Source organism: Streptomyces sp. NPDC029014, from assembly GCF_055564695.1.
The window spans coordinates 46,751-68,991 of record NZ_JBVHVT010000039.1 but is presented as its reverse complement, the minus strand read 5'-3'; the positions used below and the strand labels follow the sequence as shown (position 1 = coordinate 68,991).

At 74.6% G+C, this 22,241-nt stretch carries 17 protein-coding genes and 1 pseudogene; 8 read left to right on the top strand and 10 right to left on the bottom strand.

The window, feature by feature from the left end; translation table 11 throughout:
• Positions 1 to 4 precede the first annotated feature (4 nt).
• Positions 5 to 1,402, bottom strand: a complete 1,398-nt coding sequence (locus ACZ4VL_RS22185) for an ADP-ribosylglycohydrolase family protein (protein WP_468202532.1) — start codon at positions 1,400 to 1,402, stop codon at positions 5 to 7.
• A gap of 374 nt (positions 1,403 to 1,776) precedes the next feature.
• Entirely contained in the window at positions 1,777 to 2,784 is a 1,008-nt protein-coding gene (locus ACZ4VL_RS22180) for an ADP-ribosylglycohydrolase family protein (protein ID WP_468202502.1), read from the bottom strand.
• Between the two features lie 268 nt (positions 2,785 to 3,052).
• On the opposite strand from ACZ4VL_RS22180, the gene ACZ4VL_RS22175 reads away from it, so the two are divergent.
• From ACZ4VL_RS22175 to ACZ4VL_RS22165, 3 genes are all read left to right on the top strand, one after another.
• A complete protein-coding gene (locus tag ACZ4VL_RS22175; protein WP_404241729.1) occupies positions 3,053 to 3,784 on the top strand; it encodes a VIT1/CCC1 transporter family protein in 732 nt (243 codons plus the stop codon).
• A 422-nt stretch (positions 3,785 to 4,206) separates the two neighbouring features.
• Positions 4,207 to 8,748 (top strand): glutamate synthase large subunit, encoded by a 4,542-nt coding sequence (gene gltB / locus ACZ4VL_RS22170; protein ID WP_468202529.1) that lies wholly within the window; start codon positions 4,207 to 4,209, stop codon positions 8,746 to 8,748.
• Positions 8,741 to 10,204 carry a glutamate synthase subunit beta gene (locus ACZ4VL_RS22165; protein WP_468202498.1) on the top strand — a complete coding sequence of 488 codons (1,464 nt, stop codon included), beginning with the start codon at positions 8,741 to 8,743 and terminating at the stop codon, positions 10,202 to 10,204. Before gltB ends, ACZ4VL_RS22165 begins: the two co-directional genes overlap by 8 nt.
• 147 nt (positions 10,205 to 10,351) lie before the next feature.
• Here the strand turns inward: ACZ4VL_RS22165 and ACZ4VL_RS22160 are convergent, their stop codons facing one another.
• The 4 genes and pseudogenes from ACZ4VL_RS22160 to ACZ4VL_RS22145 form a co-directional block, all read right to left on the bottom strand.
• Positions 10,352 to 11,137, bottom strand: coding sequence for a GntR family transcriptional regulator (locus ACZ4VL_RS22160; RefSeq protein WP_468202496.1), 786 nt, complete (start codon positions 11,135 to 11,137; stop codon positions 10,352 to 10,354).
• Positions 11,134 to 11,615 (bottom strand): annotated as a pseudogene (locus ACZ4VL_RS22155) (GntR family transcriptional regulator); the annotation flags it as partial. The gene ACZ4VL_RS22160 and the pseudogene ACZ4VL_RS22155, both read right to left, overlap by 4 nt.
• A 107-nt stretch (positions 11,616 to 11,722) precedes the next feature.
• Positions 11,723 to 12,148, bottom strand: a complete 426-nt coding sequence (locus ACZ4VL_RS22150) for a hypothetical protein (protein ID WP_468202494.1) — start codon at positions 12,146 to 12,148, stop codon at positions 11,723 to 11,725.
• A 48-nt stretch (positions 12,149 to 12,196) separates the two neighbouring features.
• Entirely contained in the window at positions 12,197 to 15,199 is a 3,003-nt protein-coding gene (locus tag ACZ4VL_RS22145) for a helix-turn-helix transcriptional regulator (protein ID WP_468202492.1), read from the bottom strand.
• Between the two features lie 326 nt (positions 15,200 to 15,525).
• Here ACZ4VL_RS22145 and ACZ4VL_RS22140 point away from each other — a divergent pair, with 326 nt between their 5' ends.
• Positions 15,526 to 16,008 (top strand): hypothetical protein, encoded by a 483-nt coding sequence (locus ACZ4VL_RS22140; protein ID WP_468202490.1) that lies wholly within the window; start codon positions 15,526 to 15,528, stop codon positions 16,006 to 16,008.
• Positions 16,009 to 16,119: 111 nt separating this feature from the next.
• Here ACZ4VL_RS22140 and ACZ4VL_RS22135 read toward each other — a convergent pair whose 3' ends face one another.
• Complete coding sequence (locus tag ACZ4VL_RS22135; protein WP_468202486.1) at positions 16,120 to 16,626, bottom strand: pyridoxamine 5'-phosphate oxidase family protein; 507 nt, start codon at positions 16,624 to 16,626, stop codon at positions 16,120 to 16,122.
• 36 nt (positions 16,627 to 16,662) lie between these two features.
• The gene (locus tag ACZ4VL_RS22130; RefSeq protein WP_468202483.1) at positions 16,663 to 17,391 is read right to left on the bottom strand and encodes a VWA domain-containing protein; all 729 of its coding nucleotides are present in this window, start codon (positions 17,389 to 17,391) and stop codon (positions 16,663 to 16,665) included.
• Positions 17,392 to 17,531: 140 nt separating this feature from the next.
• Between ACZ4VL_RS22130 and ACZ4VL_RS22125 the strand changes: the two genes are divergently transcribed.
• The 4 genes from ACZ4VL_RS22125 to ACZ4VL_RS22110 all read left to right on the top strand — a co-directional run bounded on the left by ACZ4VL_RS22125 (position 17,532) and on the right by ACZ4VL_RS22110 (position 19,862).
• Positions 17,532 to 17,870: a hypothetical protein gene (locus ACZ4VL_RS22125; RefSeq protein ID WP_468202481.1), complete on the top strand. Its 339-nt coding sequence runs from the start codon at positions 17,532 to 17,534 to the stop codon at positions 17,868 to 17,870.
• A gap of 60 nt (positions 17,871 to 17,930) precedes the next feature.
• Positions 17,931 to 18,785, top strand: a complete 855-nt coding sequence (locus ACZ4VL_RS22120; protein WP_468202478.1) for a class I SAM-dependent methyltransferase — start codon at positions 17,931 to 17,933, stop codon at positions 18,783 to 18,785.
• Between the two features lie 11 nt (positions 18,786 to 18,796).
• Positions 18,797 to 19,348: a hypothetical protein gene (locus ACZ4VL_RS22115; RefSeq protein ID WP_468202475.1), complete on the top strand. Its 552-nt coding sequence runs from the start codon at positions 18,797 to 18,799 to the stop codon at positions 19,346 to 19,348.
• Positions 19,349 to 19,454: 106 nt separating this feature from the next.
• Positions 19,455 to 19,862 carry a VOC family protein gene (locus ACZ4VL_RS22110; RefSeq protein WP_468202472.1) on the top strand — a complete coding sequence of 136 codons (408 nt, stop codon included), beginning with the start codon at positions 19,455 to 19,457 and terminating at the stop codon, positions 19,860 to 19,862.
• Here ACZ4VL_RS22110 and ACZ4VL_RS22105 read toward each other — a convergent pair.
• Both ACZ4VL_RS22105 and ACZ4VL_RS22100 read right to left on the bottom strand, forming a co-directional pair.
• Positions 19,787 to 20,953 carry an acyl-CoA dehydrogenase family protein gene (locus tag ACZ4VL_RS22105; RefSeq protein WP_468202469.1) on the bottom strand — a complete coding sequence of 389 codons (1,167 nt, stop codon included), beginning with the start codon at positions 20,951 to 20,953 and terminating at the stop codon, positions 19,787 to 19,789. The two genes, ACZ4VL_RS22110 and ACZ4VL_RS22105, sit on opposite strands and share 76 nt — an antisense overlap.
• Complete coding sequence (locus tag ACZ4VL_RS22100) at positions 20,953 to 22,101, bottom strand: acyl-CoA dehydrogenase family protein (protein WP_468202467.1); 1,149 nt, start codon at positions 22,099 to 22,101, stop codon at positions 20,953 to 20,955. Before ACZ4VL_RS22100 ends, ACZ4VL_RS22105 begins: the two co-directional genes overlap by 1 nt.
• Between the last annotated feature and the right edge of the window lie 140 nt (positions 22,102 to 22,241).

The window sequence follows — 22,241 nt, the reverse complement described above, 5'->3', positions numbered from 1 at the left end:
CGAATCATCCCTTGGTTGAGGTGAGTTCCGTGCGAGCGAGCAGCGCGGCGAGTTCCACGAGGTCGGTGCCGGCGAGGCGGGGCAGGGCGCAGCCGGAGAGGACCCGGCAGGCCTCGCGCCAGGCGGCGGGGACGGAGTCGCCGCCGCCGAGGGCGCCGGTGAGCGCGCCGGCGAGGGCGGGGGCGGAGTCCGCGACCCGGGACAGGCAGGCCGCGGCGGGCACGGCGTCGATCACACGGCCGCGGGAGGCGGTGGCCAGGGCGAGGGCGACCGGGACGGTCTCGGCGGCGGCGATGCCGTAGCTGTACACGTGGTCGACGATCTCGTGTTCGAGGGTGGGGACGATGGCGAAGGCGCCGCCGCCCTCCATGTGGGTACGGGCGAGCTTGACGGCGTGGCGGGCGTTGCGGCCGATCTCGGTGGCCCCGGGGAGCTGGGCGAGGGCGGCCTCGACGGCGGTGTCGGGGTCCGCGCCGGCGAGGGCCGCGGCGACGGCGGCGGCCATGGCGCGGGCGCCGTGGACGCCGTCCCCGTCCTGCGTGTAGCGGGCGTCGAACTCGGCGAGGTCGGCGGCCGCGGCCGGGTCGCCGGGGTGGACGGCGGCGAGGACGCAGGCGCGGACGCACGCGGCGTCGTCGAAGTAGTGCGGGTTGTCGTGGCCGGTGGCGGGCGGGCGCAGCCCGGCGGCGAGGTTGCCGAGGCCGGCCCGTACGGAGATCCGGGCGCGCAGCGGGAGCACGGCGGACTCGACCTCGGGGGCGCGTTCCGCGGCGGCGGCGATCTCGCTGGCCAGGGCGTTCCAGGCGAGGTCGATCGCGGCCCGCATCCGGCGGGACCGGCTGAGGTCGCTGAGCAGGCCCTCGGCGGCGGTGAGCACGGACTCGGCGGCGAACGCCGCCCACTCGGCGTCGTCGGACGGGCCGAGCAGCAAGGGCTCCGGGGGCTGGTTCAGTGCGATGGGGACGGGGAGGGTGGTGGTGGCGTTCTGCTCGGCGAACGTGTCCAGCTCACGGGTGAGCCGGCGGGTCCACTCGGGCATCCGGCTGGCCCGGTGCCGGGCGGCGGGCCACCCGGCGGCGTCCCCGGCCGCGAGCCCGAGCAGCAGCCCCTCGATCCGCCCCCGCCGCGCCTCCCCGCCGCAACCCGCCCCACCCCCGAGGCCGCCGCCCGGTCCGGCCGAGGGCGCACGGCCCGCCGGGGCCCGGCTGCCGGCCGCGACCCCGAGCCCGCTGCCCGCCCCGGCCGCACCCCCGGCGGCGACCCCGAGCCCGCCGTGCGCGAGGGCCGCGGGTGTACAGGTGGCCGTGGCCGCGGGCCCGCCACCCGCCCTGGTCGCGGGCCCGCCACCCGCCCCGGTCGCGGGCCTGTCGGCCTTCACGGTCGCGGGCCGGTCGCCCGTCATGGCTCCGGGGCCGCCGCCCGTCACGGTCACGGGGCCGCCGCGCGGCATGGCTGCGGGTTCGCCCCCCGCCGTAGCGCCGGGCGCGCGGCGCGGCACCGGCGTGGAAGGGCCGCTCGGCGCGACCCCGGGGCCGCCGCGCGGCACGCCGCCCGCGTCGCCCGGCAGCGCCGCGGGCGGGCCTTCGGCCTCGGGGTGGCGGGGCTGGGGCCACGCCGGGGCCGTTCCCGGCCGCTCGTCCGGTTGCGGGACGCGGTCGTCGCCGCGGGCGAGGGCCGTGGTGGGCGGGGCGACCGGGGTGGGGGCCGGGGGAGGTGCGGCCCCGGGCCGGTCCGGGGCGGGAGCGTGGGGCGCCGGGTCGGGGGCCTGCGGTGGGGTCATCGGGGGGTCTCGGATTCCGGGGTGAGGAGGTCGGCGACGTCCACGACGTGGTAGCCGCGCATCGACGGCAGGCACCGGCCGCGTACCGGCCCGATCGCCGACGCCCACGCCTCGGGGATGGCGCCGACGCCGCCCAGCGCCCCGGCGAGGGCGCCCGCCAAGGCCGCCGTGGTGTCCGCGTCGCGGCCCATGTTCACCGCGGTGAGCACCGACTCGGCGAAGTCCCCGCGGCAGGCGGCGAACGCCCCGAAGGCCAGGCCGACGGCCTCCGGGGCCAGGTCGGTCCACGGGTAGCCGCCGATGACCACCGCGGAGCGGACGGCCCGTTCGCCGCGCGGGGCGGCGGTCACGGCCCGGCGCAGGGAGCGGGCGGTCCAGGAGTCCGGCGGGATGACCGACAGGGCGGCGGAGACCACCGATGCGGGTCCGGCCCCGGCCATCGCCGCCGCGACGCCCGCGGCGACGGCCTGGCCGCCGTAGATGCCCTCCCCGTCGTGGCTGACGGTGCCGTCGATCGCGACGAGCCGGGCGGCTTCCGCGGGCCGGCCCGCCGCGAACACCCCGAACGGCGCGGCCCGCATCGCCAGCCCGTCCGACCAGGCGTGCCGGTGCTGCGCCGAGATGGGCGCCGCGAGTCCGCGGCGCAGGTTCTCCAGCGTGCCCCGCTCGGAGAACCCGGCCCCGCGGAACGGCCCCTCGTCCAGGTCGGCGATCCAGTGGTGCCAGGCGCGCTCCACGTGCGCGACGGTGAGCGCCGAGCCGTGGCGGGCGAGCAACAGCCCCGAGAAGACCGCGTACTCCGTGTCGTCGGTGCCGGTCGGGTCCTCGGTGACGAAGCCCTCGATCCGCCCCCACTGCGCGCGGATCTGCGACGGTTTCATGTTCTCCGCCGGGGCGCCGAGCGCGTCGCCCACCGCGAGGCCCAGGAGGGCGCCCCTGGACCGTGCGAGGAGGACCTGCGGGGGGCAGGGACCGCCCGGAGTGCGTGCAGCGGTGAGCTCCATGGCGCGCGCCTCTCCATCCGAGGGGGCTGGACGGGGCCATCGTGACCCCTAGGGGGATTTGTGTCATGACATACGGTTTGTCGGTCGTCGCGAAACACCCCGCCCGTACCGTCGTCACCCGGTCGCCGACCCCCAAATGCCCAGGTAAGTACGGCCTTCCTTGCTGGCGGGCAACAGAAATCGTGCGTAGTTTCGAGGTGTTGAGGGGGGCGGAGCGTGCCAGGGCTCCCGTGTGCCCGCCGTACGGACAAAAGGGGAGATACAACGCATGTCCATCATCGACATCGAAGCACCGCTGCACACGGCCCACCGGGACAACCACACCCACCGGGACGTCAACGGCGGCTGGCTGCGGCCGGCCGTGTTCGGTGCCATGGACGGCCTCGTCTCCAACCTCGCCCTGATGACCGGCGTGGCCGGCGGTGCCGTCGCCCCGCACACCGTCGTCATCACCGGACTGGCCGGTCTCGCGGCCGGCGCCTTCTCGATGGCCGCCGGCGAGTACACCTCCGTCGCCTCGCAGCGCGAGCTGGTCCTCGCCGAACTCGACGTCGAGCGCCAGCAGTTGCGCAAGCACCCCGTCGACGAGATGGAGGAGCTGGCCGAGCTGTACGTCTCGCGCGGCGTCACCCCCGCCCTCGCCCGCGAGGTCGCCATGCAGCTGTCCCGCGACCCCGAGCAGGCCCTGGAGATCCACGCCCGCGAGGAGCTCGGGATCGACCCCGACGACCTGCCGTCGCCGCTGGTGGCCGCGGCCTCCTCGTTCGGCTCCTTCGCCCTGGGCGCGCTGCTCCCCGTCCTGCCCTACCTGCTCGGCGCCACCGCCCTGTGGCCCGCGGTGCTGCTCGCCCTGGTCGGGCTCTTCGCCTGCGGGGCCGTCGTCTCCAAGGTCACCGCCCGGTCCTGGTGGTACAGCGGCCTGCGGCAGCTCCTGCTGGGTGGCGCGGCCGCGGGTGTGACGTACATCCTGGGAACCTGGATCGGCGCAGCCATAGGCTGACCGCACAACGAATGAGACACTATGCAGAGCGCAACATAAGTAGTCCGTTACCCGGCGGTTTCAAGTCCGTGTCCGCCGGGCATCACAGAGCCGGGCGCGCAGGGCAATGATGCCCAGATGCCTGCGCCGGACCCCCGCCCAGCGTCGTGCCGCGGCACACGCCGCGATCCACTCTGACCTGCAACGCCACACCCCGTGCCAGACCCTTGTGCACACCATCTCTGCCCCGTGCGGTGTCCGCATGGTGAAACGCCGATATCCGCTTCCCGGGATACCGGCCATCATGTAACCTGCACGAAATTTCGCAGAGGGCCAACGTCGTCCCTCGGCTATGCACCAATGCCACGACGACGACGGGAGAGCCGATGCGTTCCGCATCCACGCACTCCGCGACCGGCCTCAGCAACACCGCCTGGTCGCACATGGACGGTCGCCCCGCCCGACAGGGCATGTACGACCCGCGCAACGAGCACGACGCCTGCGGCGTCGGCTTCGTGGCCAACCTCAGCGGCGAGGCCGGCCACGCGCTGGTCGAACAAGCGCTGACCGTACTGCGGAACCTCGAGCACCGCGGCGCCACCGGCTCCGAGCCGGACTCGGGCGACGGAGCCGGCATCCTCTGCCAGGTCCCGGACGCCTTCCTGCGCGAGGCCGCCGGATTCCCGCTCCCCGCCGCCGGCGCGTACGCCGTCGGCATCGCCTTCCTCCCCGCCGACGCCGCCGCACGGGCCGTCGCCGTGGAGCAGATCGAGGCCGTCGCCGCCGAAGAGGACCTCACCGTCCTCGGCTGGCGCGAGGTCCCGGTCACCCCCGACCTGCTCGGCAACGGCGCCCGCGCCACCATGCCGGCCTTCTCGCAGCTCTTCGTCACCGACGGCGAGACCACCGGGATCGCCCTGGACCGCAAGGCCTTCGTGCTGCGCAAGCGCGCCGAACGCGAGGCCGGGGTCTACTTCCCCTCGCTGTCCGCCCGCACCATCGTCTACAAGGGCATGCTGACCACCGGCCAGCTGGAGCCCTTCTTCCCGGACCTCTCCGACCGCCGCTTCGCCTCGGCGCTCGCCCTGGTCCACTCCCGGTTCTCCACCAACACCTTCCCGTCCTGGCCGCTCGCACACCCGTACCGGTTCGTCGCCCACAACGGCGAGATCAACACGGTCAAGGGCAACCGGAACTGGATGCGGGCCCGCGAGTCCCAGCTCGCCACCGAGGCCTTCGGTCAGGGCGCCCTCGACCGGATCTTCCCTATCTGCACCCCGGACGCCTCCGACTCCGCCTCCTTCGACGAGGTCCTGGAGCTCCTGCACCTCGGCGGCCGCTCGCTGCCGCACGCCGTGCTGATGATGATCCCGGAGGCCTGGGAGAACCACACCTCCATGGACCCGGCCCGCCGCGCCTTCTACCAGTACCACTCCACGATGATGGAGCCCTGGGACGGCCCGGCCTGCGTCACCTTCACTGACGGCACCCAGGTCGGCGCGGTCCTCGACCGCAACGGTCTGCGCCCCGGCCGCTACTGGGTCACCGACGAGGGCCTCGTCGTGCTCTCCTCCGAGGTCGGCGTCCTCGACATCGACCCCGCCAAGGTCGTCCGCAAGGGCCGCCTCCAGCCCGGCAGGATGTTCCTCGTCGACACCGCCCAGAATCGGATCATCGAGGACGACGAGATCAAGGCCGAGCTGGCCACCGCCGCCCCGTACGCCGAATGGCTGGAGTCCGGCGAGATCGAACTCACCGACCTGCCCGAGCGCGAGCACGTCGTCCACACCCACGCCTCGGTCACCCGCCGCCAGCAGACCTTCGGCTACACCGAGGAAGAGCTCCGCGTCATCCTCGCGCCGATGGCCCGCGCCGGAGCCGAGCCGATCGGCTCCATGGGCACCGACTCCCCGATCGCGGCCCTCTCCGAGCGCCCCCGGCTCCTCTTCGACTACTTCACCCAGCTCTTCGCGCAGGTCACCAACCCGCCGCTGGACGCCATCCGCGAGGAGCTCGTCACCTCGCTCGTGTCCTCCCTCGGCCCGCAGGGCAACCTGCTGGAGCCCACCGCCGCGTCCTGCCGCAGCGTGACGCTCCCCTTCCCGGTGATCGACAACGACGAGCTGGCCAAGCTCATCCACATCAACGCCGACGGCGACATGCCCGGCATGAAGGCCGCCACCCTCTCGGGCCTCTACCGGGTCTCCGGCGGCGCCGACGCCCTCGCCGCCCGGATCGCCGAGATCCGCGCCGAGGCCGACGCCGCCATCGCGGGCGGCGCCCGCCTCATCGTCCTCTCGGACCGGCACTCCGACGCCGAGCACGCGCCGATCCCGTCGCTGCTGCTCACCGCCGCGGTGCACCACCACCTCATCGCCACCAAGCAGCGCACCCAGGTGGGCCTGCTCGTCGAGGCCGGTGACGTCCGCGAGGTCCACCACGTCGCCCTGCTCATCGGCTACGGCGCCGCCGCCGTCAACCCGTACCTCGCCATGGAGTCCGTCGAGGACCTGCTGCGCGACGGCACCTTCATCGAGGGCATCGAGCCCGAGAAGGCCATCCGGAACCTGATCTACGCCCTCGGCAAGGGCGTCCTGAAGGTCATGTCCAAGATGGGCATCTCCACCGTCGCCTCCTACCGCGGCGCCCAGGTCTTCGAGGCCGTCGGCCTCGACGAGCAGTTCGTCGAGACGTACTTCCAGGGCACCGCCACCAAGATCGGCGGCGCCGGCCTCGACGTCATCGCCAAGGAGGTCGCCGCCCGCCACGCCAAGGCCTACCCCGCCTCCGGGATCGCCCCCGCGCACCGCGCGCTGGAGATCGGCGGCGAGTACCAGTGGCGCCGCGAGGGCGAGCCGCACCTGTTCGACCCGGAGACGGTCTTCCGCCTCCAGCACGCCACCCGCAACCGCCGGTACGACATCTTCAAGAAGTACACCGACCGGGTGAACGAGCAGTCCGAGCGCCTCATGACGCTCCGCGGCCTCTTCGCCATCAAGACCGACCGGCCGTCGATCCCCGTCGACGAGGTCGAGCCCGTCTCCGAGATCGTCAAGCGCTTCTCCACCGGCGCCATGTCGTACGGCTCCATCTCCCGCGAGGCGCACGAGACCCTCGCCATCGCCATGAACCAGCTGGGCGGCAAGTCCAACACCGGCGAGGGCGGCGAGGACCCGGATCGCCTCTACGACCCGGCGCGCCGCTCGTCGATCAAGCAGGTCGCCTCCGGCCGCTTCGGCGTCACCAGCGAGTACCTGGTCAACGCCGACGACATCCAGATCAAGATGGCCCAGGGCGCCAAGCCCGGCGAGGGCGGCCAGCTGCCCGGCCACAAGGTGTACCCGTGGGTCGCCAAGACCCGGCACTCCACCCCGGGCGTCGGCCTGATCTCCCCGCCGCCGCACCACGACATCTACTCCATCGAGGACCTCGCCCAGCTCATCCACGACCTGAAGAACGCCAACCCGGCCGCCCGCGTCCACGTGAAGCTGGTCTCCGAGGTCGGCGTCGGAACGGTCGCCGCGGGCGTCTCCAAGGCCCACGCGGACGTCGTCCTCATCTCCGGCCACGACGGCGGCACCGGCGCGTCCCCGCTCACCTCGCTCAAGCACGCGGGCGGCCCCTGGGAGCTCGGCCTCGCCGAAACCCAGCAGACCCTGCTGCTCAACGGGCTGCGCGACCGGATCGTCGTCCAGACCGACGGCCAGCTCAAGACCGGCCGCGACGTCGTCATCGCCGCCCTGCTGGGCGCCGAGGAGTTCGGCTTCGCCACCGCCCCGCTCGTCGTCTCCGGCTGCGTCATGATGCGCGTCTGCCACCTCGACACCTGCCCGGTCGGCATCGCCACCCAGAACCCGGTCCTGCGCGACCGCTTCGCCGGCAAGCCCGAATTCGTCGTCAACTTCTTCGAGTTCATCGCCGAAGAGGTCCGCGAGCTCCTCGCCGAGCTGGGCTTCCGCTCCATCGAGGAGGCCGTCGGCCGCGCCGAACTGCTCGACACCACCGAGGCCGTCACCCACTGGAAGGCGCAGGGCCTGGACCTGGAGCCGCTCTTCCACGTGCCGGACCTGCCTGAGGGTGCCGTCCGCCACGCCCTGGTCCCGCAGGACCACGGCCTGGAGAAGGCCCTCGACAACGAGCTCATCGAGCTCGCCGCCGACGCCCTGAACGCGGCCACCGCCGAGGAGGCCCAGCCCGTCCGCGCCCAGGTCGCCATCCGCAACATCAACCGCACCGTCGGCACCATGCTCGGCCACGAGGTCACCAAGAAGTTCGGCGGCGCGGGCCTGCCCGCCGACACCATCGACCTCACCTTCACCGGCTCCGCCGGCCAGTCCTTCGGCGCCTTCCTGCCGAGCGGCATCACCCTCCGCCTGGAGGGCGACGCCAACGACTACGTCGGCAAGGGCCTCTCCGGCGGCCGCATCGTCGTCCGCCCGGACCGCGCCGCCGACCACCTCGCCGAATACAGCACCATCGCCGGCAACACCATCGGCTACGGCGCCACCGGCGGCGAGATGTTCCTGCGCGGCCGCACCGGCGAACGGTTCTGCGTCCGCAACTCCGGCGCCCTGGTCGTCTCGGAAGGCGTGGGCGACCACGGCTGCGAGTACATGACCGGCGGCACCGCCGTCGTCCTCGGCGAGACCGGCCGCAACTTCGCGGCCGGCATGTCCGGCGGCGTCGCGTACGTCATCGACCTCGACCCCCACCAGGTCAACGCCGGTAACGCGGGGGCCGTCGAAGCCCTCTCCGACGAGGACGCGCAGTGGCTGCACGATGTGGTGCGCCGCCACGAGGAGGAGACCGGCTCGACCGTCGCCGCGAAGCTCCTCGCTGACTGGCCCGCCTCGGCGGCCCGCTTCAGCAAGATCATCCCGACCACGTACAAGGCAGTGCTCGCCGCCAAGGACGCCGCTGAGCGGGCCGGACTCTCGGAGTCCGAGACCACCGAGAAGATGATGGAGGCGGCGACCCATGGCTGACCCGAAGGGCTTCCTCACCACCACCCGGCAGACCGCCTGCTCCCGCCCCGTCGAGGAGCGGCTGCGGGACTGGAACGAGGTCTACGTCCGCGGCTCCCTGCTCCCCATCATCAGCGAGCAGGCCGGCCGCTGCATGGACTGCGGCATCCCGTTCTGCCACAACGGCTGCCCGCTGGGGAACCTGATCCCCGAGTGGAACGACTACGCCTACCGCGAGGACTGGGCGGCCGCGTCGGAGCGCCTGCACGCCACCAACAACTTCCCGGAGTTCACGGGCCGCCTGTGCCCCGCCCCGTGCGAGTCGGCGTGCGTGCTCGGCATCAACCAGCCGGCCGTCACCATCAAGAACGTCGAGGTCTCCATCATCGACAAGGCGTGGGACAACGGCGGCGTCGCCCCCCAGGCCCCCGAACGCCTCTCCGGCAAGACCGCCGCCGTCATCGGCTCCGGCCCGGCCGGCCTCGCCGCGGCCCAGCAGCTCACCCGCGCCGGCCACACCGTCGTCGTGTACGAGCGCGCCGACCGCATCGGCGGCCTGCTGCGCTACGGCATCCCCGAGTTCAAGATGGAGAAGGTGCACATCAACCGCCGCATCGAGCAGATGCGCGCGGAGGGCACCAAGTTCCGCACCGGCGTCGAGGTCGGCCGGGACATCACCGCCACCGACCTGCGCAAGCGGTTCGACGCCGTCGTCGTCGCGGCCGGCGCCACCGTCTCCCGCGACCTGCCGGTCCCCGGCCGGGAGCTGAACGGCGTCCACTTCGCCATGGAGTACCTGCCGCTCTCCAACAAGGTCCAGGAGGGCGACTTCGTCGCCCCGCCCATCACGGCCGAGGGCAAGCACGTCGTCGTGATCGGCGGCGGTGACACCGGCGCCGACTGCGTCGGCACCGCCCACCGCCAGGGTGCCCTCTCGGTCACCCAGCTGGAGATCATGCCCCGCCCCAACGAGGAGCGGAACGCGGTCTCCCAGCCGTGGCCGACCTTCCCCATGCTCTACAAGGTCACCTCGGCCCACGAGGAGGGCGGCGAGCGGGTCTACTCCGTCTCCACCACCCACTTCGAAGGCGACGAGGACGGCAACGTCCAGGCCCTCCACCTGGTCGAGGTCGACTTCGTCGACGGCAAGCTGGTTCAGCGCGAGGGCACCGAGCGCCGCATCCCCGCCCAGCTCGTCACCCTCGCCATGGGCTTCACCGGCACCGACCGGTCCAACGGCCTGGTCGAGCAGTTCGGCCTCGCGCTGGACGAGCGGGGCAACGTCGCCCGCGACGCCGCCTACGCCACCAACGTCGACGGCGTCTTCGTCGCCGGCGACGCCGGCCGCGGCCAGTCCCTCATCGTGTGGGCCATCGCCGAGGGCCGCTCCGCGGCCCGCGGCGTGGACCGCTACCTGACGGGCAGCAGCACCCTCCCGTACCCGGTGAAGCCGACGGACCGCGCCCTGGCGGTCTGACGGACCTACCTGCAGTACTCCTCCCGCTGGCGCGGGAGGCCCCTCACACGGGCCGTACAACGGCGTACGGAACTCGACACGGCGCCCGCCACCTTCCCCGACCAGGGACGGCGGGCGCCGTGGCGCGGTGTGCGGTGTGTTGTGGGGTCAGACCCCGGGTGCGAATTCGTACCGGAGCTCGTAGAGGTGCCCGGCCTTCACCATGACCGTGACCTCCACCGGCCGGTCACCGTCTGCGTACACCGTGCGGAGCGTGCGCAGCACCGGCAACTCACCGGGAAGCCGCAGCGCCGCGTACTGCTCCTGCGTCGCGACCCGGGCCGAGACCCGGTCCACGCTGCGGCGCGGAGGGAACCCGGGCTCGGCCAGCAGGGTCGGAGTGCCGCAGCGGATCCGACGAGCTCCGGCCAGGGGGGTGTTCCTGGCGATGTCCGGCGGGTAGGAAGAACTCACCAGCCCCGCGGGCTCACCGTCCATGCTGATCAGCTGTCGCCGGCGCACCGCCGGGCTGCCCCCGGGCAGGCCGAGGGCCGTCGCGACGTCACCGATGACGGGAACCTCGTCGACCGACAACAGCGTGCTGTGAGCGCTCGCCGACTGCCGGTCCGCCGCCTCGGCGAGCCACGGGTAGGCGGCCCCGGCCGCCGCAGGGGTGAGGGAGCCCGCCGGGCGTACGGTCCGTTGCCGGCTTTCCCGCACGGTCACCGCCGCGCCCGCGCGCCCGACGGCCAGGCCTTCGTCCTTGAGGAGCTGGACGGACTTCTGGATCGTCGCGTTGGAAGCGTCGAAGCGGGCCTTCAGCCGTGCCGTCGACGGCGACTTGGCCCCCGCCGCGAGGTCGCCGTTCATGATCTCCTCACGGAGGTCGGCGGCGATGCGAACGTGCAGGGGCCGGTGATCGATCCCTTCGTCATCGGGAGGGAGCACGGTCATCCGATCCTGATCTCGTACCGCAGTTGCTGCCGTCCGGCGGGCATGACCACCACATCCGCCTGGATCGCGCGGTCCGCCGAGTCGTAGGTGGTGCGGGCGAGCTGGAGCACCGGTTCGGCAGCGCCGAGGCGCAGGTGCTCGCGCTCCTCACCGCCCGGCATCCGCGCTGTCACGTTCTCGACGACCCGTACACCGACGTGCCCCGACGCCGCCAGAAGGCTCACAGCGCCGCCGCGGATCTTGGCGGTCCCGGCCAGAGGGGTGCCCGCGGCGACGTCCGCGGGATAGTGGGTGTCGGTCAACTCGATCGGCTCACCGTCGAGTTCGATGATCCTTCGGCGGACCACGACCGGGCTGCCGTCCGGCAGGCCGAGCAGTGCGGTGCGGCAACAGCGGCAGGTGCGGATGTCTCCCCGGCGCGGGTGATCCGCTGGCTTCCCCGACGGCCCGCTGCCGCAGCCTCGTCCGTCCAGGCGTCGGTGGCGACCTGGGCGCCGCGGGCCTAGGGCGGACGGTTGGACGGTGGCTGCTCGCGGGCGGATGCCGGCCCGGCCCGGCTCGGCATCCGCCCCGTCCTCCCTCCCGTTACTCCGGCTGGACCACCGTTGCGCCCCAGCGCGTGGACGGGGACGAGGCCGTCACCGAGGCCTGGAAGCCGCCGTGGAGGCCGGTGCCGAGGGGGACCGTGACGCGGGCCGGGTTGCCGGCCGGGCAGGCCAGCGTGAAGGGGGCCGGGTTGCGGTCCGGGTGCTCATCGAGGCGGAAGGTCACCTCGATGCTGCCGCCGCCCTCGCAGGCGAACGTGGTGTACGTGTCCAGCCAGGCGGCGAGGCCGCCCGAGACGAAGCCGCCGGAACCCTGCTGCTCCTGTACCCAGATCAGCCCGTCGGGGCCCGGGTAGCCGATGAGTTCGTCCTGTGCCGAGGCCTGGCCCGCCCCGGCGGTCAACGCCAGTGCCGAGGCCAGCGCCGCCGCCGCAACGGCCTTGCGGCCCGTCAACGTGTGCTTCATTTCTCCCCCTTGGAGTCGTCGGGCCGGTCGAGCCCGAGGCGCTCCACGTTACGTGCTGCCACTGACAACACCCGTTGTGCGGGCCGTGAGCGCGGCGAGGGCCGAGCGGCTCGTGACGCCCGTCTTGCGGAAGATGTGGGAGAGGTGGGTGTCCACCGTGCGCGGGCTGAGGTACAGGCGCGCCGCGATGGCCGGGGTGGTGAGGCCCTCGGCCACCAGGGACGCGATCTCCTGCTCCCGTCGTGTCAGGCCCGGCAGGCCCGATACCCTCGGCAGGCCCGGGGCGGTCGGTGCCAGTGGCGCCGGCTGGCGCGCCGGTCGTAACAGGTCCGCCAGGCCCGTCAGGAGCTGGGCGCCGCCCGTTTCGGCCAGGCGGTGGCCGCGCCGCCACATGCGTTCCGCCGCGTCGGCCCTGCCCGACTCGGCCGTCAGGGACGCCCCGAGGAGCAGGGACTGGGCCTCCCACAGGGCCGCGCCGGAGCGGGAGGCCTCCTCCGCGGCCCGGGCGTACCGCCGGGCCGCCGCGGCCACAGCCCCCTGCGCGGCCAGCACCTGGCCCTCGCTCCGCAGCGCCGACGCCCGTTGGACGGGCAGGCCCAGCTGCTCCGCCTCGCGCCGGGCCCGCCGCGCCCACTGCTCGGCGTCTGCCAGATCGCCGGTGACCACGGCCGCGGTGACCAGGACCTCCAGGAACAGCGGCCGCATCGACGGCTGCAGCCCCGCCAGGTCCGGGCCGCCCGCCCGCAGGATCGCCGACCGGGCGCGCGGCGCGTCCCCGGCGTGCAGGGCGGCGTAGCTCATCACGCACCACGCCAGGGACGCCCACCAGCTGGTCCGCGGTCCGAGCGCGGCGACCGCCTCCTCGGCGACGGCCAGTGCCACGCCGTCGCCGGGCGGCTGCGCGGCGATCAGCACCTGGGCCTTGTTCGCCAGGACCAGCGCCACCAACTCGTCGCTGCCGATGCCGCGGGCGATGCTCTCGGCCTCGTCCACCAGCTCCAGGGCCGGGCCCAACCGGCAGGAGTGCATGTGGACGATCGCCTTGCACAGCAGCAGGTGGGGCAGCAGGTGCAGCGGCCCGCCCCGCCGGGCGATGGCCACGCCCCGGTCGGCGTGCCGTTCGGCGTCCTCGTACCGCTCCAGGTAGAACTCGGCCCAGCCGAGCCGGGCCAGCGGCTCGCACGAGTCCGCGAGGTCGCGGTCGGTGAGGGCGTCCACGCAGGCCCCGGCGCGGTCGGTGTACTCCCGGGCCGCGGGCAGGTTCCCGTCGTACGCCTCCCCGAGCGCCGAGATCGCCAGCGCGCCCGCGGCGGCCGGCTCGTCGCCGAGGGTCCGGGCCAGCTCGTACGTGCGCAGCAGCTCCGCCCGGACGTCCCGGTACGCCGAGGCGTGCGGTGCGGAGGAGCCCAGTTCCAGGCCGAGGGCGACCGCCTCGGCGGGCCCGGGGGCGGGCCGCCTGGACAACTCCCGGCGCAGGAGGGCAACCGAGGCCCGGTACTGGCCGAGGTGTCGCTCCATCGACGCGCACAGGGTGACCGCGGCCGCCCGCATCACGGCGCCTTCCCCGCCTTCCCCGCCTTCCCCGCCTTCCCCGCCTTCCCCGTCGTCCCCGCCGGCGGATCCGGCCCCGGCGCCGCCGCCGTCCGCCGGTATCGCGGCGATCACCTCGTGCAGCAGGTCCCGGCTCTCGCGCAGGTTCCCGCACACGCTCAGCGCCCGCGCCCGCTTCAGCAGCAGTTCCCGCCGGCGCGCGGTGTACGGGGGCGTGTCGGGCATGGCCCGCAGCACCACCCCCAGCCAGTGCGCGCTGCTCGCGGGGGCGGTGGTCTCGGACTGCCCGGCCGCCTCCAGCAGGACGTCGGCCAGGTCCGGGTCCCAGCCGGTCAGCGCCCGCTCCACGTGGTGCGCCCGTACGGACGCGGCCGCGCCGGCGCCGGCCAGCGCGGCGGCGGCCCGCCGGTGCATCCCGGCGCGCCTGTGGTGTTCGGTGTTCTCGTGGACCACGGCCCGCAGCACCGGATGCCGCAGCGACCACATCCCGTCCGGCCCGGGGCGCAGCAGGTCCCGGCGGGCCAGCGCGCTCAGGTCCGCGTGGAGCCCGGCGAGGTCGGGGGCCGCCGTGGTCAGGGCCAGCAGCGGCGGCGTGCTGTGGTCGCCGAGGACGGCGACCGCCTCGGCGGTGCGGCGCTGCGCGGCGGTCAGCGGGGTCAGCTCGTCGAGGAGCAGGGTGGCGAGTCCGCCGGCCGGGACCGCGCTGGCGGACTGTCCCTGGAGCAGGGTCAGGAAGTACAGCGGGTTGCCCTCGCTGGCCGCGTACAGCCGGGCGGCCCGGTCGGGCGGCAGCCCGGCGGCGAGGTGCTCCAGGCAGGTGTCCTCGGCGAGGGGGCCGAGGTCCAGGCGCAGCACGGCCCCGGCGTCGATGCCCCGGGTGAGCGCGGCCGTGAGGGAGGGCGAGGTCTGCCGGTCCCGCCGGGCCACGATGATCACGACGGGCGCGCGCAGCGGATGCCGTACGAGGTGGTCGAGGAGCTCCAGCGAGGCCGGGTCGGCCCAGTGCAGGTCGTCGAGGGCGATGAGCAGGCCGGTCCCGCCGCGCCCGGCCAGCTCGGCGAGCAGCCGGGCGGTGGCGCGGTGCGCGGCGAACCGGTCCGCGGGCCCGGTCCCGACCGCTCCGGCCGCCCCGACAGCCCCACCCCCCGTCCCGCCCGTCCCGCCCGTCCCGCCCGTCCCGCCCGTCCCGACCCCGTACAGGACCGGAGCCGCCGGAGACTGCGGGTCCAGGCCGTGCAGCAGCTCCGGGTCCAGGTCGGCGAAGGCGTCGGTGAACAGCCGGAACGGAATGTGCCGTTCGTACTCGGTGGCCCGGCCGCGCAGCACCGCCGTCCCGCGGTCGGCGGCCCGTTCGCACAACTCGGTCAGCAGCCGGCTCTTGCCGATCCCCGCCGCACCCGTCAGGTCGACGACCCCCGGCCGGCCTCCGCGCCCGTCGAGCACCGCCTCCAGCCGCTCCAGTTCGGCCCCCCGGCCGACCAGTGGAAACCTGTCCGTCATGGTGACCCTCCCCCCAGGACTTCCGGTACCCGCAACGGACGGGCGGGATACGTAAGCGGTTCTACGGATGCCGCTGCGCAGGGCCGGGTGCCAGCATCGGAAGGACACCGGCTGCGCCTGACGAGGAGGCCGCATTGCGCCGAATCCGTGTGCTCGTCGTTCCCTTACTGGCCGTCCCTGCGCTCGCGCTCGCGGGGTGCGCGGGCTCGGGGGCCTCCAGGACCTCCCTGTCCGATCCGTTCGCTTCCAGGCCCCCGTCGTCGTCCCCGCCGGCCGCCCTGCCGACGCCGACGCCCACGTCCCCGCCGGCCCCGACCCCGTCGTGCGTGCCCACGGCGAGCATGGGCGAGACGGAACGGCGCGACTACCTCAAGCACCTGAAGAACCGCGAACCCGGGCTGCCCATGGCCGTGTTCGCCACCGACAGCGGCGTGCACCTCTTCGCGGAGGCGGCCCGGCGGCCCTGCGCGCCGGTCCCGGTGCGGCTGGGCCACTTCCGGGTGGACGTGAAGCGCGCCACCTCGGGCTCGGCCCAGTACTCGTTCAGGTACGCGCCGATCGCCACGCTCACCGTGAACGTGGGCCCGCAGGACGGCACGGCCCCCGACAGCCGGCCGCCCGGCGCACAGAACTGCTCCGGCACGCTGTCCGTCGTGTACGTCGGCACGGACATCACCGCCGACGAGCTGCCGGACGAGCTCAGCTTCCGCAGTGGCTCGACCTCGCTGAAGTGGACCTCGGTCGACTTCGCCGACGAGCGGGTCCTGGACACCGTGTTCGTCCCGCCGCCGGACGCCAAGTCCTGCTGACCGGCCCCCGGCCGGGGCGGGGGCTGCCAGCCGGGGGTCCGGGCGGGCGGTGCGCCGTGGGGGTGCGCACCGCCCGCCGTATCCGGCCCGGCGCCGCGCGGGACCGGCTTCCTACGCCGGGTCCTCGCGCGGCGGTTCGTCGTCATCGCCCCGGCGGAAGGTGTGCAGCCCGCGCTGCGGGGTCCAGGTGCGGATCACCAGCTCGTCGCCCTCGACGCCGATGTGGACGACCTCCGTCAGGTCGGTGTGGAACAGGTGGAACGGGTGCGGGGTCTGCGTCTCCTCGGCGTACCGGTGCAGCTCGGGCGGGTCCAGCTGCTCGATCGCGCGCCCGGAGATCCGCACGTCCCCGTCGGGCATGGCCTCGCCCTCGCCCGGGTTGCTGTGCAGGGCGAACCGCGGGTCGCGCTGGAGGTCGCGGGCCTTCATGGAGCCCTGCATCATGCCGAGCCACAGCTCCCCGCCGCGGATGTCGACGTTCAGACCGGTCAGCCGCGGGGAGCCGTCCTTGCGCAGGGTGCCGAGGACGTGGTGGGGGTACTGCGCGAAGCGGGCCCGGACGGTGGCCGCGAATTCCGGTTCCTGTTTTTCGAACGCTGCCCAGTTGTTCGTCGTCATACGTCCATCAAAGCGCGCGGCACGGGCCGTCGCAGGTCAGGCGCGCACGATACCCGCCGCCCGGGCCGCCGCCAGCCAGGCCGGGAACTCGCCGACGAGCCGGTCGTACAGCTCCCGGTCCGGGACCGCACGGGGGTCGGGGCCGGCGTGGAAGTAGCCCGCGTTGTCGACCACCCGACGGGCCGGCACGGGCAGTTCGTCGAGGCGGCGCAGGAAGTCGAACTGCTTGCTGTGGGTGTCGCCGAAGCCCACGAACTGCCAGAAGAGCGGCATCCCGGCCGCCTTGCAGAGGTACTTCTCGGCGGCGAGCCGGCTGACGGGGCCGCCGTCCGTCTGGAAGACGACCAGGGCGGGATGCGTCGATCCCGAGTCCAGGTAGTGGTCGATGACCGCGTCCATCGCCGCGTCGTACGAGGTCTTGCCCATGTGGCCGAGGCGGGAGGCGATCTCGGCGACGCGGCCGGCGTGTCCGGCGAGCGGGATCTCCTCGACGGCGTCGACGCCGGTGGAGAAGAACACCACGGGGACGCGGCCGTCGTCGTCCAGGTGCGCCGACAGGCCGAGCACCCGGTCGGCGAGCGCCTGCACGGTGCCGTCGCGGTAGTACGGGCGCATCGATCCCGAGTAGTCGAGGACCAGGTAGACGGAGGCGCGGCGGCCCTCCAGCCCGTGCTCGCGCAGTGCGGTCCCGGCGCTCTTGTAGAGGCTCACCAGGGCCGGGGCGGTCTCTTCGATCTTGCGGAGGTCGATCGCGCTGGCCGTCATGGGCCGAGGGTACGGCAGGGGGGTGGCGCCGCGGTGCCGGTACCGGCGACCCGCCGAGCCCCGTGCCCGTGCTCCCGGGCCCGTGCTCCCGGGCCCGTGCTCCCGTGCTCGTGAGGGCGGGACGCAGGCATGATGTGTGCATGTCGATGTGGTCGATGTTGCTGCGCACCCTGGTCCTCCTGGCGGTGGAGTACGGTGCCGTGCTGCTGCTGCGCGGGTCGGCGCCGTGGATCCCGGTGCTGCTGGCCGTCTTCGTCGTCGGCTCGGGCGTACTGCACGGCACCGACGCCGAGTTCACCCCGCGCTTCGCGGTCGCGCTCGCCGCCGTGGGCGTCGTCGAGCTCGCCTCCCGGGCCCCGGGGCTGCCGGACCCGCCGGCGATCGCGGCCGGGCTGGCGGCCGCGGCGCTGCTCCTCGTCCAGGTCGCCACCCTGCGCCGGTACGTGCGCAGGCCGCGCCCGCGGCGGCGGCGCGCCTGAGGCCACCGGCCCGCCGGCTCCGGCTGGCGGGCGGCCCGGGAGATCGAAAAGAATGCCCGCATGACGCCCACCCCCGAGCCCGCGCCCGGCTCCGAGGCCACCCCCGGATCCACCTCCGGATCCACCCCCGGGTCGGACCCCACCCCCACCCCCACCCCCGGCCCCGGCGGCGGGCCCGCCCCCGAGCTGCACCCGCGGGCGCGGGCCCGGTCCTTCGACCGTGCCGCCCCGCTGTACGCCGCGCACCGGCCCGGCTACCCCGCCGGGCTGTTCGACGCCGTCGAGGAACTCGCCGGGCGGCCGCTGCGCGGGGCCCGGGTGGCCGACATCGGCGCGGGGACCGGCATCTCCACCGCCCTGCTGCACGCCCGCGGCGCGCGCGTCCTCGCCGTCGAGCCGGGCGACGGCATGGCCGCCGAGTTCCGGCGGGCCCACCCGCACCTCCCCCTCGTCCGCGGCGACGGCAACCGCCTGCCCCTCGCCGGCTCCGCGTTCGACCTGCTCACCTACGCCCAGGCCTGGCACTGGACCGACCCCGTCCGGGCCGTCCCCGAGGCCCGGCGCGTGCTCCGCCCCGGCGGCGCGCTCGCGCTGTGGTGGAACGACCCGGACACCGCCGTCGACTGGATCGCCGAACAGGAGGCCCGGATCCGCGGCTTCTTCCGCGTGGACGTCACCCCGCCCCGGCTGCTGCCCGCCGAGCCGGCGTTCACCACCCGCGCCGTGCGGTGGTCGCGCCGGATCCCCCTCGACGCGCACCTCGCCAACCTGGCCAGCCATTCGGCGTTCCTCGTCCTCGGCCCCGACCGCACCCGCGGGTTCCTGGACGCCGAACGGGACCTGCTGGGCCCGCTCTTCCCGGACGGCACGGTCGAGGAGTGCTACGTCACCACCGTCGCCGTGGCCCGCGTATGAGACCGATACCGATGCCCGGCCCGACACCGCTGCTCACCCGCGTCACCCGCCTCACCCGTGTCGCGCGTGCCGCGCGTGCCGCCGCCCTGCCCGTGCTGTGCTGCGCCGCCCTGGCCGCGTGCGCGCCCTTCGGCGGCGCCTCCGCCGGGGCCGACGTCCGCTACGCCGAGGACTTCGACCGCCACGCCCCGCTGCGGGTGGAGGGCTATCCGTCCGCTGGATCGCTGCGCCTCGTCCAGCAGGTCGTCTGGCGGATCGCCGACGGCTCCCCGGACCGGCTGGAGGCCCTCGCCACCGGCGACGCTCCGCCGCAGCAACGGGCGGACACGGCGCGCCGCTGGATCGCCGAGTTCGGCGGGGAAGCCGCGGGGAAGGCCACGGCGGTCTTCTGCGACCCCGGCGACGCCCGCCAGACGGTGGTGCTCCGCTTCCCCGGCACGGGCCGGACCAAGGTGCTCCACGTCCGCCTCGACGGCGCCGGCGGCGAGGACGGCTGGCGCGTACGGATGAACGAACCCGCGGGCGCGCCGCCGGAGCCGCTGCCGCCCTGCGCCGAACTCTGACCCGGAGGGCGGGCAGGGCCCCGTGAGCCGCCGGGCCGGTGTCACGGGCGTGCCCTAACCTCGGCCCCGGAAGGCTCCCACCCCACCCGGGAAGGCAGACGCGACGATGGCCTCGGCACCCCAGAAGATCACCACGTTCCTGATGTTCGAGGGCAGGGCGGAGGAGGCCATGGCCTTCTACACCTCGCTCTTCGACGACGCCGAGGTCCTCGACATCACCCGCTACGGCGCCGGGGGCCCCGGCCCGGAGGGCAGCGTGCAGTACGCCACGTTCTCGCTCGCCGGGCAGCAGTTCATGTGCATCGACAGCTACGTCAAACACCAGTTCGGCTTCACGCCGGCGGTCTCGCTCTTCGTCCAGTGCGACTCCGAGGACGAACTCGACCGCCTCTACGAGGCCCTCGCCGAGCAGGGCGCCGAGCTGATGCCCGTGGGCGACTACGGGTTCAGCGCCCGCTTCGGCTGGGTCAACGACCGGTTCGGCGTCTCCTGGCAGCTGAACCTGGCCGCCTGACCGGGCGCCCGAGCCACGAGCGCCGCCCGGCAGTCCTGCGGGGTGCCCCACGCGTCCCGCAGGGGGCGGGCCTTGCGCAGCCACAGCGAGAGGTCCAGCTCCTCGGTGTAGCCGACGGCGCCGTGCAGCTGCAGCGCGGCCCGGGCCGCGGCGTACGCCGCCTCCCCGGCCATGAGCTTCGCCGCGGCGACGTCGTCGACCGCACTCCGGCCGGCCCCCGCCCCGCCGCCGCCCGCGCCCGTCCCGCGGGGCGTGTCGTCCGCCAGGGCCAGGGCGCCCGCCCAGAGCACCGGCTCGGCGAACTCCAGACGGATCAGTACGTCCGCCAGCCGGTGCTTCACCGCCTGGAAGCCACCGATCGGCGTGCCGAACTGGCTGCGCTGCTTCGCGTACTCCACCGTCCGCGCCAGCAGCGCCCCGCCCAGCCCGACGCACTGTGCGGCCGTCAGCAGCCGCGCCCAGCGCAGCGCGGTGGCCGCCGCCGCGAGCACCGCGGGCCCGGAAGCCAGCAGTTCGCCGCCCGGCGGCAGCGCGGCCAGCCGTCGCGCCGGGTCCGTGGAGACCCGTACCGCCCCGGCATCCGGTGCCGCGGCCAGCCGGAGCTCCCCGTCGGCCGAGACTGTGAAACGGAGGTCCGCGGTGTCCGCGTCCAGCGCGTACGGTCCGCCGCCCGGCAGCACGACCGTGGCCCGGGCGGCGCCCGCGGCCAGGGCCGGGAGGAAGCGCTTCGACACCTCGGCCGCCCCGGTCGCCTCCGCCGCATCAGCGGCCCCGCCCGTCCCCTGCGCGCCCAGCGCCGCGAGCAGCACCGACGCGGTCGCCGTCTCCACCAGCGGCCCCGGCACGCAGGCCCGGCCCAGTTCCACGAAGCCCGCGGCCAGTTCCACCGGGAGCGGGCCCAGCCCGTCGTACGCCTCGGGGACGGGCAGCGCGAACAGCCCCGTGCCGGCCAGCTTCCGCCACACCCCCAGGCCCGGCCCGGTGTCACCGGCCTGCCAGGCGCGGACCGCCGCCGGCAGGTCCGAGGCGCCGAGCAGCCGGCGCAGCGTACGGGCGAACTCCGACTGTTCCCCGGTCGGCAGGAAGCGCATCAGCGGCGGCCCTTCGGGAGGCCGAGCAGCCGCTCGGCGATGATGTCGCGCTGGATCTCGTTGGTGCCCGCGTAGAGGGGGCCGGCCAGGGAGAACACCCACGGCTCGGCCCACTCCCCGTCGGCCAGTTCGCCGTCCGGGCCGAGCAGGTCCAGCGCCGTCTCGTGCAGGGCGATGTCGTACTCGCTCCAGAACACCTTGTTGAGGCTGGACTCGGCGCCGATCGCCTCGCCCGCCGCGAACCGCGAGGCGTTCTTCCAGGTGAACAGCTCGTAGGCGCGGGCCCCGGCCAGGGCGTCCGCCACCCGGTCCGCCAGCGCGGCGCCCCCCGGCCCGCCACCGGCCGCCCGCCACAGCGCGGCCAGCCGGTCCGCCGCGGCCAGGAACCGTCCGGGGGAGCGCAGGGTCAGCCCCCGCTCGTTCCCGGTGGTGGACATCGCGATCCGCCAGCCCTGCCCGGGCTCCCCGATCACGTCCTCGTCCGGTACGAAGACCCCGTCGAGGAAGAGCTCGGCGAAGGCGGGCTTGCCGTCGAGGCGCCCGATCGGCCGGACCGTCACGCCCGGCGCCCGCAGGTCGAACATCAGGTACGTCAGGCCGTGGTGCGGTCGGGCCGCCTCCGGGTCGGAACGGAAGATCCCGAAGGCCCGGTCGGCGAACGCGGCCCGCGAGGACCAGGTCTTCTGGCCGGACAGCAGCCAGCCGCCGTCCGTCCGCACCGCCTTCGAGGTCAGCGCGGCCAGGTCGGAGCCGGCCTCCGGCTCGGACCACGCCTGCGCCCAGACCACCTCCCCACCCGCCATGGACGGCAGCACCCGGGCCCGCTGCTCCTCGGTCCCGTGGTCGAAGAGGGTGGGCGCGAGCAGGCTGATGCCGTTCTGCGAGACCCGGCCGGGCGCGCCCGCGGCCCAGTACTCCTCCTCGAAGACCAGCCACCGCTCGATGTCCGCGCCCCGGCCCCCGTACTCCTCGGGCCAGGACACCACCGACCAGCGGTCCGCGTGCAGCCGCGCCTCCCAGGCGCGGTGGGCGGCGAAGCCCTCCGCGGTCTCCAGGGAGGGCAGCGGGGAGGCGGGGACGTGGCGGGCGAGCCAGTCCCGGGCCTCGGCCCGGAAGGCCTCCACCTCCGGCGGATGGGTCAGGTCCATCAGGCGCTCGCCTCCCCGCTTCCCTAACAAGTGTTTGGTAGGTTAGCGTGGGGGTGTGACCGGAGTCGAGGGCGCCGCCACCGGAACCGCAGCCGGCCGTACGGACGCGGACCCCGGCGCGGGCGCAGGCGCAGGCGCCG

Bases quoted from the DNA above. Each gene is read 5' to 3' on its own strand.
- ACZ4VL_RS22185 (WP_468202532.1), bottom strand. From the start codon at position 1,402: ATGACGGGCGACCGGCCCGCGACCGTGAAGGCCGACAGGCCCGCGACC.
- ACZ4VL_RS22180 (WP_468202502.1), bottom strand. From the start codon at position 2,784: ATGGAGCTCACCGCTGCACGCACTCCGGGCGGTCCCTGCCCCCCGCAG.
- ACZ4VL_RS22175 (WP_404241729.1), top strand. From the start codon at position 3,053: ATGTCCATCATCGACATCGAAGCACCGCTGCACACGGCCCACCGGGAC.
- gltB (WP_468202529.1), top strand. From the start codon at position 4,207: ATGGACGGTCGCCCCGCCCGACAGGGCATGTACGACCCGCGCAACGAG.
- ACZ4VL_RS22165 (WP_468202498.1), top strand. From the start codon at position 8,741: ATGGCTGACCCGAAGGGCTTCCTCACCACCACCCGGCAGACCGCCTGC.
- ACZ4VL_RS22160 (WP_468202496.1), bottom strand. From the start codon at position 11,137: ATGACCGTGCTCCCTCCCGATGACGAAGGGATCGATCACCGGCCCCTG.
- ACZ4VL_RS22150 (WP_468202494.1), bottom strand. From the start codon at position 12,148: ATGAAGCACACGTTGACGGGCCGCAAGGCCGTTGCGGCGGCGGCGCTG.
- ACZ4VL_RS22145 (WP_468202492.1), bottom strand. From the start codon at position 15,199: ATGACGGACAGGTTTCCACTGGTCGGCCGGGGGGCCGAACTGGAGCGG.
- ACZ4VL_RS22135 (WP_468202486.1), bottom strand. From the start codon at position 16,626: ATGACGACGAACAACTGGGCAGCGTTCGAAAAACAGGAACCGGAATTC.
- ACZ4VL_RS22130 (WP_468202483.1), bottom strand. From the start codon at position 17,391: ATGACGGCCAGCGCGATCGACCTCCGCAAGATCGAAGAGACCGCCCCG.
- ACZ4VL_RS22125 (WP_468202481.1), top strand. From the start codon at position 17,532: ATGTCGATGTGGTCGATGTTGCTGCGCACCCTGGTCCTCCTGGCGGTG.
- ACZ4VL_RS22120 (WP_468202478.1), top strand. From the start codon at position 17,931: ATGACGCCCACCCCCGAGCCCGCGCCCGGCTCCGAGGCCACCCCCGGA.
- ACZ4VL_RS22115 (WP_468202475.1), top strand. From the start codon at position 18,797: ATGCCCGGCCCGACACCGCTGCTCACCCGCGTCACCCGCCTCACCCGT.
- ACZ4VL_RS22110 (WP_468202472.1), top strand. From the start codon at position 19,455: ATGGCCTCGGCACCCCAGAAGATCACCACGTTCCTGATGTTCGAGGGC.
- ACZ4VL_RS22105 (WP_468202469.1), bottom strand. From the start codon at position 20,953: ATGCGCTTCCTGCCGACCGGGGAACAGTCGGAGTTCGCCCGTACGCTG.
- ACZ4VL_RS22100 (WP_468202467.1), bottom strand. From the start codon at position 22,101: ATGGACCTGACCCATCCGCCGGAGGTGGAGGCCTTCCGGGCCGAGGCC.